This window comes from Perspicuibacillus lycopersici, assembly GCF_025660475.1.
In the GTDB taxonomy this organism is placed as follows: Bacteria; Bacillota; Bacilli; order Bacillales; family Caldibacillaceae; genus Perspicuibacillus; species Perspicuibacillus lycopersici.
This window is the reverse complement of record NZ_JAOUSF010000002.1, coordinates 500953-517460: the sequence shown is the minus strand read 5'-3', so window position 1 is coordinate 517460 and position 16508 is coordinate 500953. Positions and strand designations below refer to the sequence as shown.

Here is a 16508-nt window from a genome sequence, read left to right as displayed (position 1 = left end):
GACATATTAATGAACAGGGGTGGCACCGCGGTAAATCTCGTCCCCAAGATTAGTTCTTGGAGATGGGGTTTTTTTGTTGGGAAAAAGGATTGGAGGAACAACAATGGTGTGGAAAAAGAGGCTTGCGTTATGGAAATATCCGTTAACATTACTACTTGGGATTGGTGTTTCGAATTTGGGGGAGTGGATTTATTTTCTCTCATTGAATTTATTAGTTTTCCATATGACGGACTCTCCGTTAGCGGTATCTGGGCTGTACATTATTGGGCCGATTGCAACGCTTTGTACGAATTTTTGGTCGGGTAGCTTAATTGATCGCATAAATAAGCGGAAGCTGCTTGTGTTTTTAGATATATTCCGAGCGCTTGTAATTGCGATGCTGCCGTTTATGTCGTCGATTGTTTTTATTTATTTTTTTGTATTTATTATAAATATGGCAAATTCGATTTTTGCGCCGACCTCGATGGTGTATATTACGAAATTAATTCCGATTGAGCATCGGAAGCGATTTAATTCCTTTCATAGCTTAATCACTTCTGGTGCGTTTTTGCTAGGGCCAGCAGTGGCAGGACTACTATTTTTAGTGAATACGCCCATTTTCGCGATTTACATCAATGCAATTGCGTTATTTTTTTCCGGAATGATTATGTTGTTAATGCCTGATTTAGAAAAGGATAGCGTATTATCTGTCGAGAGGGACACATCCTCCATTGCCCTTTTAAAAAGGGATTGGAAGGTAGTCACCACCTTTAGCGTGCGGAATAAGTATGTGGCAGGAATTTATTTACTCTTTAACATAGTGATGGTCATTATGGCGAGTGCGGTCGATTCGTTGGAGGCAGTATTTGCAAAAGAGGTTTTATTACTTACTGACAGTGCATATGGCTTTTTAGTTACTCTTGCTGGAGCGGGAGTGCTGATTGGAGCGCTTGTTAATACCGTGGTTGTAAAAAATATGAAAACTTCTAGCTTAATAGGATTTGGTACACTGTTTGTCGCTGGCGGATATATTATTTATGCGTTCTCGAGCTCGTTCACAGGTGCAGCGATTGGTTTTATCGTTCTCGCCTTTTTCATGGCCTTCGCCAACTCTGGGTATTTAACATTTTATCAAAATAATATACCGGTGGAAATAATGGGGCGAGTGGGAAGTGTGTACGGGATTATCAAGGCGATATTGCTGATCGTCGCAATAAGTGTCATTGGTGTTGCCGCACAGTTTTCCTCTATCCAATTAGTTGTCATTATTGGTGTGATGGTGATGCTCGTATTTTCCATCTTGCTAGCGGTTTTATGTATACTCCCGTCCAGAAAAGCCTTTTATATAACGGAAAATATCCAGAAGGAACAATAAAGTGCCAAATATCACCATTGAAATAATGCTCGAATTGTGTAATAGTAAAAATAATTATATAGGAAAAAAGTTTTCTAGGGTTCCGCAACAATCCGTTGGTCTGGTCCGAGAGAAAACGCACAGTATTGCTGTGACACGGAGGGATAAAAGCCTGGGAGAAACTGATAACAGTTTTCTCTTAGGCTTTTTTTGATGAGGAGGAGTTAGGTTTATGAACATTCATTGGATGAAGGTGTTTATTTCTGCGATATTTGAAGTGCTTTGGGTCATTGGCTTAAAGCATGCGGATAATTTTTGGACTTGGACTGGTACATTTGTAGCCATTGCCGTCAGCTTTTATGGCTTACTTATGGCAGGGCGGAAATTACCGGTTGGAACGGTGTACGCGGTATTTGTTGGATTAGGGACGGCAGGTACGGTTATTGCCGAAATCATATTTTTTGGAGAACCGTTCAAAGTGAGTAAAATCCTCTTGATTTTGCTTTTATTAGTAGGAGTCATTGGGTTGAAATTAGTGACAGAGGATGACGAAAAGGAAAGGGGGGCTTCCTGATGGAATGGATTGCGTTAATTTTCGCTGGGCTATTTGAAATGTTTGGTGTAGCGATGATGAATCAGCTAAACATCGAGCGTAATTGGCAGTCGTTTGTTTTATTAGTGATAGGTTTTGCAGGCAGCTTCCTGTTATTATCATTTGCATTAAAAACACTCCCAATGGGAACGGCATATGCGATATGGACGGGAATTGGTGCCTCTGGTGGAGCCATTTTAGGGATGCTTTTTTACGGAGAGTCGAAGGATTGGAAGCGGGTTTTCTTTATTGCAATGGTGTTAAGTGCAGCGGTAGGTTTGAAGCTTGTTTCTTGATAAAATTAGCTAACGCACGGGTCAAAAATTATAATGCATAATAATCTATAGTTAGAGGATGTGAACAGATGAGAAAAGTAGAAGTTACCCAATATAACAATGATTGGCCAGCCAAATTTCAACAAGAAGCAGATAAAATAGGTGCGATTTTTGGCACGGAAATTATAGATATTTACCATATTGGAAGCACTTCGGTTCCAGGTTTATCTGCGAAACCAATTATCGATAGTATGGTTGTCGTAAAAAATCTCCACCATGTCGATAACTTCAATAACGAAATGATGGCAATCGGTTATGAACCAAAGGGAGAAAACGGAATTCCGCGACGTCGTTATTTCCAAAAAGGCGGCGATAACCGCACGCACCATGTTCACATCTATGCACAAGGCGATCCAAATATCGACCGTCATCTTGCCTTCCGCGACTACTTGCGGACACATCCCGATGCACTCAAGCAATATGGGCAACTTAAAGAAGCATTAGCAAACCAATTCCCGACCGATATTGCAGCGTATATCGCAGGGAAGGAACAGTTAGTGCTAGCGATTGAAAAAAAGGCGGTTGCCTGGTACCAAAGAAAATAAGTACATTTCGATTTTGACAGGACGATAACAAATATTAAAAATCGATAAAAGGTAAAAATTACCACCCCTGAATAGAGGAATTCGTTTTATAATGGTTGTTATGATTTAAACATTACTCGTATCGCGGGGGATTTAACATGCTTCAAAGTAGAAGAGGAAAAAAAGTAAGAGAAGAAATTCAGAAGCAAATTGTAGCCAATCCAAAATCCATCCAATTACTAAAAAATGCTTATGATCAAACAGGGAAGCTTCACCACCCACTTTTCACAAGCTTCAAGGAAAAGGTGTTAGCGGAATTAAAGGCGAAAAATGAGTTTCATGATATAAAAGAACAAGATATCGAAAGTTATATAGAATATGAAGTAAAGGATTACGTACGAAATCAAAATAACTTTATCAATAGCATCGACGAACAATCGAGCAGTGATGCGATAACGGCTCAACCTAGAGGAACCGATCATTCTGGCAACAAGCACCCATCACGTAACGCGGAATCCGCTAAGGCTGGCAGTGAAGATGAGGCGGCTGGCACGAATGCTAGAGCGGTCGGTTTATCGAGAAGCGCACGGGCAACCACTAAATTGCGCAAAAGCCATGATAAAGCAAGTAAGGATTCTTCCGACAATGGAAACAAGTCATCCTCCCGAAAGTCGGGGAAAAAGGGAGCATTACGGAAAGCGAAAATGCCTACCCCAATGAAAGGAAAAGGCATAAAAACCTATATGAAGCGCTATCCAGCAGTGATCCTTCTCCTTTTGGCGATACTATTCGTGCAAATAATCACATACGTAAAGGGCGCAGGTGCAAATGATCCGGAAACCGCATTGCAATTTGGCGCATTCCAAGCAGCCAACACCGCACCAGCTGAGTGGTATCGCTTCGCTACGTATCTTTTCGTACAAATGGGTGGTACCTTGACACTGTTGGTTAACCTAGTAGCAATCGGCATTTTAGCGCCAGGACTAGAACGAATGTATGGGGCAAAAAAATTCACCACATTGTTCTTCCTCACTGGAATCATTAGTGGAATTGCTGTATCGCTTACGTCCGTAGCAGGCATTTGGGGTGGTGCGGCTGGAAGTATTTGCGGCTTCATTGGTCTATATGCAGGGTTAGCGTTGAAACGGAAGAAAGAAATTCGCGTCAAAAGAAAAATGCTTATTTTCATTGGCAGTATCGCTTTCCTATTCTTTCTTTTTGTTTCACCAAGCTTTCCATCCAACGCTTATTACTGGGGATTAGCCAGCGGCTTTGTTCTTTCCCTTTTTGTCCAACCACAGGAACAAAAACGACTAGCGAAAAAGAACTGGCCATTAGCAGCATTTCAAACCATATTGGTAGCTGTGATTATCCTTTTCGTATTAGCACTACCAAAATACATGCCGGACACAGTAAATCGCGCGAACGCTGAAAAGCTCTATATCCATCTGAAGGACGCGGTAGCAAAGGTAGCCAATAAAGAAAGCACCACTCAACAGGAAGAAGAAACACAAACAAAGCCCGAGCAACGTCCAGATAATATTAGTAACGAAAATACCGATAGTGAATACCCCGGTGCAAAAACGATTGATTATAAAGAATTACAAAAGAACCCGGAAAACTATATCGGAACAACCATCCATTTTCACGGAGAAATTTACAACATCCAAGAAATTGACGGTAAAACGATCCTATCCCTATCCACTAAACAAGACGGACAAAACTATCTCGGCGACGAGGCATTAGTACTATACTCCGGCACCACGCCATTACAAGAAGGCGACGATATAGATGTTTACGGAGAAATGCTAGGAAACTATGAATCCAACAAAGAAAAACTAAACGAATTCGTTAATAACAATAAATACAGTATTTACTTCGACCAACGCACATTCATCAACCAAGCACCTGTCTTACTGACGAAAAGGCTGGTGGATGCAAATGGGAATGTGTATGGGGAGTGATGAAAGGGTGCATTCTTGTGGGATGCACCTTTTTTGTGGTTTGATTGGAGGTGGCGGGAGGAAGTCCGGGAAAAAGAGGGAGATAGCAAGAAAAATATGTGGAAGTTCCTGAAAAAAGTATGGAGGTTCCGGAAATTCATGGGGAAGTTTCCAGAAAAAAAGGCGAGAAGTTCCCGAAAAACTATGGAGGTTCCCGAAATTCATGGAGAAGTTCCCGAAAAAATTAAGGAGATTCCCGAAATTCATGGGGAAGTTCCCGAAAAAACTATGGAGATTTCTGAAATTCATGAGGAAGTTCCCGAAAAAATTAAGGAGATTCCTGAAATTCATGAGGAAGTTCCAGAAAAAACGGGAGAGATTCCCGAAATTCTAGATGAAGTTCCCGAAAAAAACTATGCAGATTCCTGAAATTCATGAGGATGTTCCCGAAAAAACAATGGAGGTTCCCGAAATCCATGAGGAAGTTCCCGAAAAAACAATGGAGGTTCCCGAAATTCATGGGGAAGTTCCCGAAAAACAATGAATTTCCCCCAAAAAAATCCATAACTCCCATCAACCACCCTACAAAAATCCTGTATAGTTATTGATAGAAATAAATAAAAAGGAGCGCACCCATGCTAAACACCTTATCAACCATTGCCAACAACTTAAACAACAAACAAATTACCTGGGCACTTGGGGGATCCCTTCTGCTAAAATTTCATCAACTAGTAGAAGCTCCAAACGATATTGATATTTTAATAGAAGAAAATCACGCACATACGATAAACAAAATTCTCTCCACCTTAGGTACAACAAAGGAAGCAATCCATACCCCGCCATTTCGTACTAAGCAATTTTTGAAGTTCCAAATTCAAGCAACAAGCGTGGATGTGATGGGTGGATTTGCAATCGAGCATCAAGAGGGGATCTTCCAACTACCATTTACCGAAGCTTCTATTGTTGAACACCGAACAATAAACGGAATAGAAATTCCCCTAAGTGCATTAGAAGATTGGTGGATACTGTACAGCCTGATGCCAGGCAAGCAGGAAAAGGCGAATCTTTTAGAGAATCACTTACGGGAGAACGGAGTAAAGCACAAATCGATACTAGAAAAAGCGCTAAAGCAATCACTGCCAACAGAATTAAAGAACAAGGTATTAAGTTTGCTCCGTTAATTTCATTGCACCTCACTTCCTATATCAATACTAAAGGCTGCTAGAAAGGAATATATTTATTTTAGAAAGCATCAATCCAGTATTTTTTAAAACATGGAAGGGGTGTGTGGAATGAGTAAATATTCTATTACTGAATTTGTTAGACAAACGGAGCAAAAGGACAGAGGACAAGGCTTTTTTGAATTAGAAACCCCACGCTTACTTGAAGTGAATTTGAAGCTAAATGATTTCGTATGGGCGAAAACAGGCTCAATGATTTCCTATCTCGGAAAAATCAAATTTGAACGTGAAGGGATACTGGAGCATGGCATCGGAAAAACATTCAAGAAAGCATTAACCGGTGAGGGCATATCACTAATGAAGGCAAAAGGACGGGGGAAGCTGTATCTCGCCGACCAGGGAAAAAAAGTTACCATCCTCCATCTCCAAAATGAAGCAATTTTTGTGAACGGCAATGATCTTCTTGCATTCGAACCAAGCATAAAGTGGGATATTAAATTGATGAAACGTGTGGGAGGAATGCTGGCAGGAGGCATATTCAATGTCCGCTGTGAAGGTACCGGAATGATTGCCATTACAACGCATTACGAACCACTAACCTTAAAAGTCATACCAGGCTTCCCAATCATCACAGACCCAAATGCCACCGTCGCTTGGTCAGGAAACCTCCAACCAACACTTCAAACAGACATCTCTCTAAAAACCTTTATCGGCCGAGGAAGCGGAGAATCCATCCAAATGAAATTCGAAGGCGACGGATTTGTTGTCCTTCAGCCTTTTGAAGAAATAAGAGGGAAGCGGGAGCACAGTTGAAAATTGCTGTAAGATAGGCGTTTGGAAGTTTAGAAAAATGAGTAGGGTTCGCGATATTCGGAGAAAGTTCCTGAAAATAATGGGAGGAAGTTCCCGAAAAAACGGAAGAAGTTCCCGAAAAACTGGAGGAAGTTCCTAGAAAAATGAGAGGGAGTTCCCGAAAAAAGTGGAGAAGTTCTAGAAAAATGAGAGGGAGTTCCCGAAAAAAGTGGAGAAGTTCTAGAAAAATGAGAGGGAGTTCCCGAAAAAAGTGGAGAAGTTCCTAGAAAAATAAGAGGGAGTTCCCGAAAAAAATGAAGAAGTTCCCAAAAAACTGGAGGAGGTTCCCGAAAAAAGTGGAGAAGTCCCCGGAAAAAGTGGAGAAGTTCCAGAAAAAATAGAGAAAGTTCCAGAAAAAAGTAGAGAAGTTCCCGAAAAAAGTGGAGAAGTTCCCGAAAAAACGGAAGAAGTTCCCGAAAAACTGGAGGAAGTTCCTAGAAAAATGAGAGGGAGTTCCGGAAAAAAGTGGAGAAGTTCCAGAAAAACGGGAGGAAGTTCCCGAAAAAAGTGGAGAAGTTCCACAAAAAATGGAAGGGAGTTCCCGAAAAAGCGGAGGAAGTTCCCGAAAAAATCAAGAAGTTCCAGAAATATCAGCAATAGTTCCCGAAACCTGACACGATATGAAACGATAAAAAATACACAACAATAACTCTTTTGGAAAAAGGGGGAAAAAGAAGTGATTCGTTTTGCAAACATCCGTGATTCAGAAGAAATTACTAGATTATGCTTCCAACTAGGTTACCCGTCCTCAGAAGCGGAAATAACTGCTCGTATGGAACGTATTGTAAATAGCAAGGACGAGGCGATTTTTGTTTTTGAAATAAAGGATAACAAACTCGCTGGTTGGGTTCATATTTTTGGTAAATGTTTAATCGAACTTGAATATGCGGAAATTGGTGGTTTAGTAGTGGATAGCACTGTTCGTAGACAACGTATTGGTTCACAATTAATGAAGCAATGTGAGAGATGGGCGAAGGAGAATGGCTATCAAGAAATTAGATTACGTTCTGGTGGGCAGAGAAAAGAAGCGCATGAATTTTATAAAAGCATTGGGTACGATAACATCAATTGGCAACAGGTTTTTTCTTTAAAGTTGTAGAAGTGAAATGATGAGGAAAAATAGGGGCGATATGCTATCCGATTTACTACCGCACAAACCGCCCCAACAGCGGCACTCTTCCCAAATCCTCGCGCCGCACCACACGCAACAAATAAAGTAGCCCAAAATAGATCAATCCGCCAACAAAAATCCCGCCAACTGCATATACCAGCGCGAATCCACGCGACCATGCTGCAACATCTATAAACAATGTGGGCACCCCGATTACAATCCCCATAACAACAGCCGCCATCACCATCTTCAGCAATTCCACACTGGCGAGAGTAAATTTTATTTTTCGATATATCGCCCAGCAATTTACTCCAAATAACACGACATATACAAGCAATGTCGCCAACGCCGCACCTTCTAGACCAAACGCAGCAATCAATAAAATATTTAGCACGATCTTCAGTACAACTCCGCCAACGATAATCATTGCGCCGAACTTCGCAAGGTCCATTCCTTGCAATACACCAGTCCCTAGCAAGGTTAAGGAAGTAAATACGGAGCTAAATCCAATCACAGCAAGTACAACGCTACCTTCTAAGTTTGTGAACAATCCGAGATTCAGCGGCAATGTCAGGGAAAATAACCCAATTGCGGCTGGCCAACCAATCAGATGGGTCATCCGAAAGGTCCGCTCAATTACCCGCCGTGTGCCAGCGAAATCTTGCTCTGCTAAACGCTTCGTCATGAGCGGTATCAATGGCAGAACAATGGACGAGGCAAAAACGGTAGCGATTTGCACTAATGCCAAGCCGCGACCATAAATTCCGTACAAATACATGACCTCACCAGTACGAACTCCAGCCTCACGTAATCCAAGCGGCACCGTAAACGAATCAACAAAATTCAACAGTGCCATCGTAATCGATCCAACTGCGATTGGTAAGGAAACTACTAATATTCGTTTTCCCCATTTCCAAAAATCAGCAGCACGATATCCACTAGACGCTACCCGAAATCCGGAGCGGTAATATGTTACTTTTAAAAAAATAAGCGATATAAGTGCCCCGACAACGGAACCGATCATAATCCCACCAGCTACCACTTCCGTACCCGCGCCAATCGCTACTAAATAATACGCTGCAACCAAAATTAATCCAACGCGAACAAATTGTTCAATTACCTGTGAAATCCCAGTTGGTCCCATATCCTCAAATCCTTGGAAAAACCCGCGATAAACTGCCATATACGGTGCAATCAGTAATGTTGCGGCAACGACAATTAACGCTAGTCGAGTTTCCGCACCACCAAGTGCCTCCGCAATCCAAGGCGACAATCCAAAAATGAGCAAAAAGCTGACCACTCCAAACAGCACCGCCAAAATGCTAGCTGTACGATAAATTATATGCACCTGGGCGCTGTCCCCAGTTGCGCGGGCTTCTGCAATAAGCTTGGAAATCGCTACAGGAATTCCAGCAACTGATAAAATGAGTGCGACCATATAAACCGGGTACACGAGACTGAAAATCCCGAGCACTTCGTCACCCGCAATATTTTGCAGCGGTATGCGAAAAATGCTTCCCAATATTTTGGAAAGCAATGTCGCAATTGTTAAAATCAAAGTGTTTTTCACGAAAGGGGATGAACTCATGAGGATGCTCCCTTAACCTTTTGTGCAATTATTTTTCCAGCAAACTGTGGCAACACAAGCATTCGCCGCCAACGACTCGGTTGCTTAATTAACCGATGCAGCCACTCCAGCCCTAATTTTTGCCAAGCCAGAGGCGCCCGCACCGCCGTTCCCGCAATAATATCGAATGTTCCACCAATACCGATAAACACACCATGGTCAAACTTCGATAAGTTCTCCACAATCCATTTCTCCTGCTTCGGAAACCCAAGCGCAACTAACACAAGATCCGGCTTCAACTCCGCAATCGTCTCGGCAATATGGTTCTTCTCCCAGTTAAAATAACCATCATGGGACCCAACAATCTCCACTCCCGGATAATCCCGAGCAATATTCGCTACCGTTTTCTCAAGCGTCTCTTTTTTCGCCCCGAGTAAATAGAGCTTGTAATGCTTCTCATTGGCAATCTTCAACAGCTCCATCGTCGTATCAAAGCCCGTCACCCGACCAGGTAAAGGATTACCTAAAATTTGCGCAGCCTTCACGACACCAATACCATCGGCAATAATGTAATTCGCCTGCAAAATATCCTGCATAAACGCCGCATCCTCATTCGCCTTCATCACAATCTCCGGATTCGCCGTCACGACATACGTCTTCTCCTGTTGATCAATTCGGTCCACCAATAAATTCACGAAAGACGCCTGATCTGTATGTAAAAAAGGAACTCCCATAATTGTCACATATTTCATCTGTATCTGAACTCCTTGTAAAAATATGTATATGTCCACATAAATTATACCAACAATTCCTGTTACTGTTCGTTTAAAATTAGATTAAAATTGGATGAACAGGGGATGGGTTGCTGGGAAGCGCGCACACTTTCGAGAAAAAGGTAAGTACATTCCCGAAAACTGTGCGCATTTACGAGAAAGAAACAGGTAAGTTCCCGAAATAAAAGGTCCAGTTCCCGAAAAGTGCGCTCACTTTCGAGAAAAAACCAAGTAAGTTCCCGAAAAAAATAGCAAAGTTCCCGAAAATCAGCACGAGATTCCCGAAAACCGCGTTCACATTCAAGAAAAAAGCTAGTACATTCCCGAAAACTGCGCGCATTTACGAGAAAAAAACAGGTAAGTTCCCGAGATAAAAGGTCCAGTTCCCGAAAAATACGCTCACTTTCGAGAAAAAAGCTAGTACATTCCCGAAAAGAGTGGCCAAGTTCCTGAAAACCACGCTCACTTTCGAGAAAAAAGCAGATATATTCCCGAAAAGTGTGACCAAGTTCCCGAAAACCGCGCTCACTTTCGAGAAAAAACCAAGTAAATTCCCGAAAACCACGCGCACTTTCGAGAAAAAACCAAGTAAGTTCCCGAAAACCGCGCGCATTTACGAGAAAAAAACAGGTAAGTTCCCGAAAACCCCGCCCACTTTCAAGAAAAAACCAAGCAAGTTCCCGAAAACCTCCACGCCAACATTCTCAAAAAAAATCCCCCGCGCCCACAATAAAAACCAATTCCCGCGTTTACCACCACAAAAATCGTGGTATATTACTATAAATCACAGCATCAATCCATCCGATAAAACATAAAAGCGGATCGTCTCCAAAAACTCTCTCTTTCCATTCTATCCTTTAACATAAAAAATAAATCTCCTTCCCGGCAGAAAAACGAGGAAAGGAGATTTATTTTGGATTATGAATCGGAGTCGGTTGTTCCGTTTGTGTCGTTGTAACCAGTGGTGTCCGTCGTTCCGTCTGTGTTGCTAGTATCGGAGTCGGTTAAATTGCTGCTGCCAGTTGAATTTAATTCAAGATGCTCTTGTAAAATTTCCTTTGTTTCATCCAATGCCAGTTGATCCAATTGGTAATAGTAGGCGCCATTTGGCCATGAGTCCGAACCGGCCAAGGTCATGGATTCAATAGATAAAGTTCCTTTTAATCCGTAAGAAATCAATCCGCGCATTTCGGCGAATGTTAAATCGGTTGTCATATTTTCACCGACAGCTTCAATCACGTCATCATATTTAAATAGAGAGCCAGCAGATGCGGCTTTTTTAATAACCGCTTTAATGACCTCTTGTTGACGTTTTCCGCGTTCAATGTCATTATCAATCTTCCGCGTACGGGCAAATGCTAGTGCTTCTTCACCATCTAATTCCTGTACGCCAGGTAGTAAATGAATCGCTTTCGGTTCATCCTTCGAATTTTGTTCATAAAATTCAAAAGGAACATCAATCGTCACGCCATCGAGCGCGTCTACTACATCGATAAACGCTTCAAAGTTTAATTTCACATAATAATCGACCGGCACGTCAAGTAAATTTTCTACCGTTTCGATTGTTGCCTTTGGACCACCGTAAGCATGTGCAGCATTAATTCTTGTTTCATATCCTACCTCTGGGATGTATACGTAGGAGTCGCGTGGGATACTTAAAAGCTTCACGCTGTTTGTATGTTTATTGAGTGTTGCGAGAATTAAGGTGTCTGATCGAGGGTTTCCATCATTCGCGCGCTTTTCACTTGTGTCTACACCGATGATGAGAATGGAGATATTATCTTCTGTAGGATCGACTACTTCTTCACGTAATTCAGACTTCTCACGACCAGTATCTTCATAGGATTTTGAAACGGCATTCTCCGCTTTTAAATATAAATTAACCGCATACCCAACAACCGCCAAAATGATGATAAGAAAGGGGAGCGTTATAAAGAAAATCCTTTTCTTACTACGTTTTTTCTTCTGTTTTTTTCTAATCTCTCGAGATTGTGACTCATGTGCCATTAGTTTTCTCCTTATAAAAAAATAACTTAAAAAATGGGTCCTATTGCTTAGAACAGTATACCTATAGAAAATCATACCAAAAAACATTACATGACGAAAGATAAAATATAGTCAACAAATGGAATTTAAAGAAAATTTTTAAGCTTTTTGAAGAAAAATTTACCTGATACTACTTTAAAATAAAAATTTCGTAATATACGACGTAATTCACGAAAAAAAGGTTACAGCATGCGAACAATGCTCCCCAATCTCTAATTCCAAACAGCCCCACAATACCGACCCTACGAAATCTTTACACAACCTTAACCCATCTTTACAAACTTCACCCACCAGCTTCAAAAAAGAATAATACACTTAGATTGCGTAAAAACACAGCAGATTATCAATCGCAATTTTCGACATATGTAGACAAATTCCATCAATCGATTGGATTCAACAAAGCTCGCAGAAATGAAAAAAATGGACGGCTACAGCAACTAACAAAATTCGAGAAAACGGAAGAAATTTGACGCCAACGCAAGCGACAGTATTCGGCGAAAACATCCAAACACCACCACGCTGTGTATTACCAACCAATAAACTCTGGAGGTATTTTATGGGAGAATGGGTTAATGGAATGATTATCGGAATTCAATGGTTACTATTGTTTTTCTGGGCATACTGGCTACTTATTAGCTTATTTGGCTTTGGACGAGCAAAGCCATTGCCAATGCAAAAACCGAAAAAGCGATTCCTCCTTTTAGTTCCAGCACATAATGAAGAAAAGGTTATTGGAAACTTAGTCGAAAATCTACAAAACCTAGACTATCCGAAGCATCTATATGACGTTGTTGTCATCGCAGATAACTGTACCGACCGCACCGCGGAAATTAGTCGAAAGCTTGGCGCACAAGTTATTGAACATACATCACTACCAGGTGAGTTAAAAGGAAAGCCGTATGGCATTAAGTACGCAATTGATGAAATTGGAGATAATTTAACGAAAAAATATGACGGAGTGGCATTCTTTGACGCAGACAATCTCGTTTCCTTAAACTATTTAAAAGAAATGAATAACCACCTGCAACGTGGTGACCGTCTTATCCAATGTTATTTAGATTCAAAAAATCCGAATGATAACTGGGTGACACTGTCCTATGCAACCACCTATTACTACATGAACCGTTCCTGGCAATTAGCGAAATCGCGCCTTGGACTTGGCAATGCAATCGGGGGCACTGGATTTTGTGTCGAAACAAAACTAATGGAGGAAGTAGGCTGGACCGCACGTTCCTTAACCGAAGACCTTGAATTTACGATGCAATGCTTACTTCGCGGGGTACCGGCAAAATGGAGTCATTATTCGGTCGTTTATGATGAAAAACCAGAAAGCTTTTGGGCTTCTTGTGTACAACGACTTCGGTGGGCACGTGGCCATTGGGATGTGTGCTTTAAATACGCACATCGACTACTATGGCGCACCATCAAGAAGTTGGATATTCTTGCATTCGATGGCTTTATGTACTTAATCAACCCAGGGAAAATTGTCCTAAATACACTAACCGCAGGCATTCTCTTTATGACAACTGTTTCAGTAGACGGCTGGTTTAACCCAGTTTTCCCATGGTGGCTATGGCTTGCGATGCTGCTTTTCCAGTTTTCCTATATTGGCTATTCGATTATGACCGATGCAAAGCAAAAGGTTGGCAAAATCGGTGCATTCCTATCCTTAACCGTCTTTAACGTAACGTATATCCCACTATTTTTCTGGGCGCTAATTACAAAAGGCAACAAAACATGGAAACGTACGGATCATTCGAGAAATATCGCAATTGATGAAATGAATGTAACGAAAAAACGAAGTGCTGGTGCATAAACAGTCAACATAAAGGTACGAATCAAAAGGGCTTTTTCGATCGAATAAACAATTAGCCCTTCTTTCTTTCCCAAATTTTGTGTATTATCAAGGTAACAAACAACTATGACATTGCAGACTGATCAATGGACCAAATCGAGGTGTAAACATGACTGCAGAGAAAATTAAAGTAATGACAATATTCGGTACAAGACCGGAAGCAGTAAAAATGGCGCCACTTGTACTAGAGCTAAAAAAATACGAAGAAGAAATCGAAACAATCGTCACCGTGACGGCACAGCATCGAGAAATGCTTGACCAAGTATTAGACGTGTTCCACATCACACCAGACTATGACTTAAATGTCATGAAGGATCGCCAAACTTTATCGGGTATTGCGATTCGTGTGTTAGACGGGTTAGAAAAGGTGATGCAAGAGGTGAAGCCGGACCTTATTCTTGTCCACGGGGATACTTCGACAACATTTGTGGCAAGTCTTGCGGCGTATTACAATCAAATTGCTGTCGGGCATGTCGAAGCTGGTTTGCGGACATGGAATAAATATTCTCCATTCCCAGAGGAAATGAACCGCCAATTAACTGGTGTGCTTGCCGACCTGCACTTTGCACCAACGGAAAAATCAAAGCAAAATCTATTAGCAGAAAATAAAAATCCCGAAACTATTTTTGTCACTGGGAATACAGCAATTGATGCGCTAACGACAACCGTACGTGAGGAATACCATCATCCAGTATTAGAAACATTAGGGGACGACAAATTAATTATGGTAACCGCCCATCGCCGCGAAAACCTTGGCGAACCAATGAAACATATGTTCCGCGCGATTAAACGAATCGTTACCGAGCATGAGGATGTCCAAGTCGTCTATCCAGTACATTTAAATCCAGCGGTACGGGAAGTGGCTGCAGAGGTATTAGCGAATGACCCGCGCATTCATTTAATCGAGCCATTAGAACTTATCGATTTTCATAACTTCCTATCAAGAGCACATCTAATCTTAACGGATTCTGGCGGCATCCAAGAGGAAGCACCATCCTTAGGTGTTCCGGTGCTCGTGCTTCGTGATACTACAGAACGTCCAGAAGGAATTGAAGCCGGCACATTGAAGCTCGCAGGAACGGACGAAGAAACGATCTATACGATGGCAAAAGAGCTGTTAACAAATCAAGCAGAATATGAAAAAATGTCCCATGCTTCGAATCCGTACGGAGATGGCCAAGCCACCCGCCGTATCGTGCAGGCAATTCTTTATCATTTTGGAAAAAGAGAGCAGGCACCGGATACGTTTGAGGGATAAAATATAAGTACATAACAGAAAATAGAGGCTGGGACAAAAGTATTTTTATGTAAGAGAATCCAAACAAAGTTAAGTAGGTAAATTCGCTCCGGAAATATACTTCGTTTTCCGCGGGCATGGCCAAGCCGCCTCCTCCGCTACGCTTCGTGCGGGGTCTTCGGCTCATGCTTTTCCCGCAGGAGTCTACGTATATTTCCTCTGCTATCTCTTACATTTAAACATCAATTGCTATGTCCCAGCCTCTTCATATGGAAAAATATCGAAAAAAATCGAGGCACAACCGACCTCGATTGACAAAAACGATTATTCTTCACTACCACTCGTGAAATAATTTACGACAGCCTCTGCCCAAAGTGCATGACCTTTCTCATTCGGCAAGCTATCCTCACCTAAATATTCTACAATTTCATCTGTATCGGGGTCTGGCCAGCTTGTCCAGTGATCCAAATAAGGAATGCCTTCTGCCGCAGCAAATTCTTTCATTTGTGCAACTTCCACTGGATAATTTTTTGCTCCATGAATTGGGTTTGGTGGCAAAAGAATAACGCCAACAGATGGATTTTCGGAAACGAAGGTATCGATTATCGTTTGGATGTTTTCTTCAGAAGTTTCGATACCAACTAAGCCAGAATTATCTTCTAATGAAAACGATTCAAGTAAAACAATCGATGGTTGTTCGGCGGCAATGTCTGCTAAGCCATCTTCAAGAAATTGTGTCGATGTGCCATCAAATGTATGTATCGTTACTTGAACGAAATCCGGACCATATAATGCCTCTAGCTTGTCCTTCACTAATCCGCCCCAGCCAGCTTTTTCCGAGCCTAGCGACGGTGAACCGACAATCGCAATATCTACTTGTTCTTCCTGATCCCAAGCATCCTTGAAAAGGTTGGCGATATTTTCGGGAAGATCCTCTACGAAATTTCCTAGCTCGACTCGATTTATGCGACGATCAGCGGCTGTGTCCTCCTTTCCAGCTGCTACATTTGTTGTTTGCGCAGTTTCACCAGTCTCTTTAGCGGTCACATCTAATTTGTTGTTCCAATGGAGCACACCAATGATGATGACGGCGATTAAGAGAACAAAGGAGAAAAATGCTAAAATACGTTGAAACATGACGAACCTCCTATGTATCGTT

At 41.7% G+C, this 16508-nt stretch carries 17 protein-coding genes, 1 riboswitch and 1 other annotated feature (1 of these 19 running past the window's edge); of the genes, 13 read left to right on the top strand and 4 right to left on the bottom strand.

Features of this window, described 5'->3' with window-relative positions; all coding sequences use genetic code 11:
• Nucleotides 1-48, top strand: a binding site (T-box leader); it begins 189 nt to the left of the window's first position.
• 55 nt (nucleotides 49-103) lie between these two features.
• The 11 genes from OEV98_RS06590 (at nucleotide 104) to OEV98_RS06540 (ending at nucleotide 7859) form a co-directional block, all read left to right on the top strand.
• Nucleotides 104-1354 carry an MFS transporter gene (locus OEV98_RS06590; RefSeq protein WP_263072429.1) on the top strand — a complete coding sequence of 417 codons (1251 nt, stop codon included), beginning with the start codon at nucleotides 104-106 and terminating at the stop codon, nucleotides 1352-1354.
• A 63-nt stretch (nucleotides 1355-1417) separates the two neighbouring features.
• Nucleotides 1418-1514, top strand: a riboswitch (guanidine-I (ykkC/yxkD leader).
• 51 nt (nucleotides 1515-1565) lie between these two features.
• Entirely contained in the window at nucleotides 1566-1907 is a 342-nt protein-coding gene (locus OEV98_RS06585; RefSeq protein ID WP_317633792.1) for a DMT family transporter, read from the top strand.
• Entirely contained in the window at nucleotides 1907-2221 is a 315-nt protein-coding gene (locus OEV98_RS06580) for a DMT family transporter (protein ID WP_263072428.1), read from the top strand. Before OEV98_RS06585 ends, OEV98_RS06580 begins: the two co-directional genes overlap by 1 nt.
• 68 nt (nucleotides 2222-2289) lie before the next feature.
• Nucleotides 2290-2805 carry a GrpB family protein gene (locus tag OEV98_RS06575; RefSeq protein ID WP_263072427.1) on the top strand — a complete coding sequence of 172 codons (516 nt, stop codon included), beginning with the start codon at nucleotides 2290-2292 and terminating at the stop codon, nucleotides 2803-2805.
• A gap of 137 nt (nucleotides 2806-2942) precedes the next feature.
• The gene (locus OEV98_RS06570) at nucleotides 2943-4748 is read left to right on the top strand and encodes a rhomboid family protein (protein ID WP_263072426.1); all 1806 of its coding nucleotides are present in this window, start codon (nucleotides 2943-2945) and stop codon (nucleotides 4746-4748) included.
• A 138-nt stretch (nucleotides 4749-4886) separates the two neighbouring features.
• Nucleotides 4887-5156, top strand: a complete 270-nt coding sequence (locus OEV98_RS06565; protein ID WP_263072425.1) for a hypothetical protein — start codon at nucleotides 4887-4889, stop codon at nucleotides 5154-5156.
• Nucleotides 5143-5271 carry a hypothetical protein gene (locus OEV98_RS06560; protein WP_263072424.1) on the top strand — a complete coding sequence of 43 codons (129 nt, stop codon included), beginning with the start codon at nucleotides 5143-5145 and terminating at the stop codon, nucleotides 5269-5271. Before OEV98_RS06565 ends, OEV98_RS06560 begins: the two co-directional genes overlap by 14 nt.
• A 91-nt stretch (nucleotides 5272-5362) precedes the next feature.
• A complete protein-coding gene (locus tag OEV98_RS06555; RefSeq protein ID WP_263072423.1) occupies nucleotides 5363-5908 on the top strand; it encodes a nucleotidyltransferase domain-containing protein in 546 nt (181 codons plus the stop codon).
• 111 nt (nucleotides 5909-6019) lie between these two features.
• A complete protein-coding gene (locus OEV98_RS06550; protein ID WP_263072422.1) occupies nucleotides 6020-6721 on the top strand; it encodes an AIM24 family protein in 702 nt (233 codons plus the stop codon).
• Between the two features lie 504 nt (nucleotides 6722-7225).
• Nucleotides 7226-7360: a hypothetical protein gene (locus OEV98_RS06545; RefSeq protein ID WP_263072421.1), complete on the top strand. Its 135-nt coding sequence runs from the start codon at nucleotides 7226-7228 to the stop codon at nucleotides 7358-7360.
• Between the two features lie 76 nt (nucleotides 7361-7436).
• Nucleotides 7437-7859 carry a GNAT family N-acetyltransferase gene (locus OEV98_RS06540; RefSeq protein ID WP_263072420.1) on the top strand — a complete coding sequence of 141 codons (423 nt, stop codon included), beginning with the start codon at nucleotides 7437-7439 and terminating at the stop codon, nucleotides 7857-7859.
• A gap of 46 nt (nucleotides 7860-7905) precedes the next feature.
• Here OEV98_RS06540 and OEV98_RS06535 read toward each other — a convergent pair whose 3' ends face one another.
• From OEV98_RS06535 to OEV98_RS06525, 3 genes are all read right to left on the bottom strand, one after another.
• Nucleotides 7906-9459 (bottom strand): putative polysaccharide biosynthesis protein, encoded by a 1554-nt coding sequence (locus tag OEV98_RS06535; protein ID WP_263072419.1) that lies wholly within the window; start codon nucleotides 9457-9459, stop codon nucleotides 7906-7908.
• The gene (locus OEV98_RS06530) at nucleotides 9456-10190 is read right to left on the bottom strand and encodes a WecB/TagA/CpsF family glycosyltransferase (RefSeq protein ID WP_263072418.1); all 735 of its coding nucleotides are present in this window, start codon (nucleotides 10188-10190) and stop codon (nucleotides 9456-9458) included. Before OEV98_RS06530 ends, OEV98_RS06535 begins: the two co-directional genes overlap by 4 nt.
• A 939-nt stretch (nucleotides 10191-11129) precedes the next feature.
• Nucleotides 11130-12218, bottom strand: a complete 1089-nt coding sequence (locus tag OEV98_RS06525; protein WP_263072417.1) for an LCP family protein — start codon at nucleotides 12216-12218, stop codon at nucleotides 11130-11132.
• A gap of 595 nt (nucleotides 12219-12813) precedes the next feature.
• Between OEV98_RS06525 and OEV98_RS06520 the strand changes: the two genes are divergently transcribed.
• Together OEV98_RS06520 and wecB are read left to right on the top strand one after the other, a co-directional pair.
• A complete protein-coding gene (locus tag OEV98_RS06520; RefSeq protein WP_263072416.1) occupies nucleotides 12814-14073 on the top strand; it encodes a glycosyltransferase family 2 protein in 1260 nt (419 codons plus the stop codon).
• Between the two features lie 148 nt (nucleotides 14074-14221).
• Complete coding sequence (gene wecB, locus OEV98_RS06515) at nucleotides 14222-15370, top strand: non-hydrolyzing UDP-N-acetylglucosamine 2-epimerase (RefSeq protein WP_263072415.1); 1149 nt, start codon at nucleotides 14222-14224, stop codon at nucleotides 15368-15370.
• 303 nt (nucleotides 15371-15673) lie between these two features.
• Here wecB and OEV98_RS06510 read toward each other — a convergent pair whose 3' ends face one another.
• A complete protein-coding gene (locus OEV98_RS06510) occupies nucleotides 15674-16486 on the bottom strand; it encodes an SGNH/GDSL hydrolase family protein (RefSeq protein WP_263072414.1) in 813 nt (270 codons plus the stop codon).
• Nucleotides 16487-16508 lie beyond the last annotated feature (22 nt).

Bases quoted from the DNA above. Each gene is read 5' to 3' on its own strand.
- OEV98_RS06590 (WP_263072429.1), top strand. From the start codon at position 104: ATGGTGTGGAAAAAGAGGCTTGCGTTATGGAAATATCCGTTAACATTA.
- OEV98_RS06585 (WP_317633792.1), top strand. From the start codon at position 1,566: ATGAACATTCATTGGATGAAGGTGTTTATTTCTGCGATATTTGAAGTG.
- OEV98_RS06580 (WP_263072428.1), top strand. From the start codon at position 1,907: ATGGAATGGATTGCGTTAATTTTCGCTGGGCTATTTGAAATGTTTGGT.
- OEV98_RS06575 (WP_263072427.1), top strand. From the start codon at position 2,290: ATGAGAAAAGTAGAAGTTACCCAATATAACAATGATTGGCCAGCCAAA.
- OEV98_RS06570 (WP_263072426.1), top strand. From the start codon at position 2,943: ATGCTTCAAAGTAGAAGAGGAAAAAAAGTAAGAGAAGAAATTCAGAAG.
- OEV98_RS06565 (WP_263072425.1), top strand. From the start codon at position 4,887: ATGGGGAAGTTTCCAGAAAAAAAGGCGAGAAGTTCCCGAAAAACTATG.
- OEV98_RS06560 (WP_263072424.1), top strand. From the start codon at position 5,143: ATGCAGATTCCTGAAATTCATGAGGATGTTCCCGAAAAAACAATGGAG.
- OEV98_RS06555 (WP_263072423.1), top strand. From the start codon at position 5,363: ATGCTAAACACCTTATCAACCATTGCCAACAACTTAAACAACAAACAA.
- OEV98_RS06550 (WP_263072422.1), top strand. From the start codon at position 6,020: ATGAGTAAATATTCTATTACTGAATTTGTTAGACAAACGGAGCAAAAG.
- OEV98_RS06535 (WP_263072419.1), bottom strand. From the start codon at position 9,459: ATGAGTTCATCCCCTTTCGTGAAAAACACTTTGATTTTAACAATTGCG.
- OEV98_RS06530 (WP_263072418.1), bottom strand. From the start codon at position 10,190: ATGAAATATGTGACAATTATGGGAGTTCCTTTTTTACATACAGATCAG.
- OEV98_RS06525 (WP_263072417.1), bottom strand. From the start codon at position 12,218: ATGGCACATGAGTCACAATCTCGAGAGATTAGAAAAAAACAGAAGAAA.
- OEV98_RS06520 (WP_263072416.1), top strand. From the start codon at position 12,814: ATGGGAGAATGGGTTAATGGAATGATTATCGGAATTCAATGGTTACTA.
- wecB (WP_263072415.1), top strand. From the start codon at position 14,222: ATGACTGCAGAGAAAATTAAAGTAATGACAATATTCGGTACAAGACCG.
- OEV98_RS06510 (WP_263072414.1), bottom strand. From the start codon at position 16,486: ATGTTTCAACGTATTTTAGCATTTTTCTCCTTTGTTCTCTTAATCGCC.